Origin of the sequence: Amycolatopsis sp. NPDC051371 (genome assembly GCF_040682155.1) — a bacterium.
In the GTDB taxonomy this organism is placed as follows: domain Bacteria; phylum Actinomycetota; class Actinomycetes; order Mycobacteriales; family Pseudonocardiaceae; genus Amycolatopsis.
The window spans coordinates 1-1,565 of sequence record NZ_JBFBAG010000122.1 but is presented as its reverse complement, the minus strand read 5'-3'; the positions used below and the strand labels follow the sequence as shown (position 1 = coordinate 1,565).

The 1,565-nt window shown below is 55.1% G+C and carries 1 rRNA gene; it reads right to left on the bottom strand.

The annotated features are described in order from the left end of the window. Positions 1 to 45: 45 nt before the first annotated feature. Positions 46 to 1,565, bottom strand: a 23S ribosomal RNA gene (locus AB0M59_RS53565); the annotation flags it as partial.

Sequence of the window (1,565 nt, the reverse complement as noted above, 5' to 3'; positions counted from 1 at the left end):
GCCGTGTGGTGTTTCAGAACCGTAGAGTGGATGCGTAACACCTTCGTAGACAAGTCCTCGGCCTATTAGTACCAGTCAACTCGACAACACATTACTGTGCTTCCATTTCTGGCCTATCAACCCAATGGTCTATTGGGAGCCTTAACCCACAAAGGGTGGGATACCTCATCTTGGAACAGGCTTCCCGCTTAGATGCCTTCAGCGGTTATCCCTTCCGAACGTGGCCAACCAGCCATGCCCCTGGCGGAACAACTGGCACACCAGAGGTTCGTCCGTCCCGGTCCTCTCGTACTAGGGACAGCCTTCCTCAAGTATCCTACGCGCGCGGCGGATAGGGACCGAACTGTCTCACGACGTTCTAAACCCAGCTCGCGTGCCGCTTTAATGGGCGAACAGCCCAACCCTTGGGACCTACTCCGGCCCCAGGATGCGACGAGCCGACATCGAGGTGCCAAACCATGCCGTCGATATGGACTCTTGGGCAAGATCAGCCTGTTATCCCCGGGGTACCTTTTATCCGTTGAGCGACACCCCTTCCACCAGGCGGTGCCGGATCACTAGTCCCGACTTTCGTCCCTGCTCGACATGTCTGTCTCACAGTCAAGCTCCCTTGTGCACTTGCACTCAACACCTGATTGCCAACCAGGCTGAGGGAACCTTTGGGCGCCTCCGTTACTCTTTAGGAGGCAACCGCCCCAGTTAAACTACCCATCAGGCACTGTCCCTGAACCAGATCATGGCCCGAGGTTCAGATTCCCAATTCGACCAGAGTGGTATTTCAACAACGACTCCACAGCAACTAGCGTCACCGCTTCACAGTCTCCCACCTATCCTACACAAGCCGAACCGAAAACCAATACCAAACTATAGTAAAGGTCCCGGGGTCTTTCCGTCCTGCCGCGCGTAACGAGCATCTTTACTCGTAGTGCAATTTCGCCGGGCCTGTGGTTGAGACAGCCGGAAAGTCGTTACGCCATTCGTGCAGGTCGGAACTTACCCGACAAGGAATTTCGCTACCTTAGGATGGTTATAGTTACCACCGCCGTTTACTGGCGCTTAAATTCTCAGCTTCACCCCCGAAGGGATTAACCGGTCCTCTTAACGTTCCAGCACCGGGCAGGCGTCAGTCCATATACATCGTCTTGCGACTTCGCATGGACCTGTGTTTTTAGTAAACAGTCGCTTTCCGCTGGTCTCTGCGGCCACCCACCCCTAGCCCGAAAAAGGCTTCAGGATGTTTGGCCCCCCTTCTCCCGAAGTTACGGGGGCATTTTGCCGAGTTCCTTAACCACAGTTCACCCGATCGCCTTGGTATTCTCTACCTGACCACCTGTGTTGGTTTGGGGTACGGGCCGTGCATGCACTCACTAGAGGCTTTTCTCGGCAGCATAGGATCACTCTACTTCGCCTCAAACGGCTACGCATCACGTCTCAACCTATATGAGCGGCGGATTTGCCTACCACTCGGCCTACACGCTTACACCAGTACTACCACTCACTGGCGGAGCTACCTTCCTGCGTCACCCCATCGCTTGACTACTACGAAATCAGGTCCCACGCTCCAC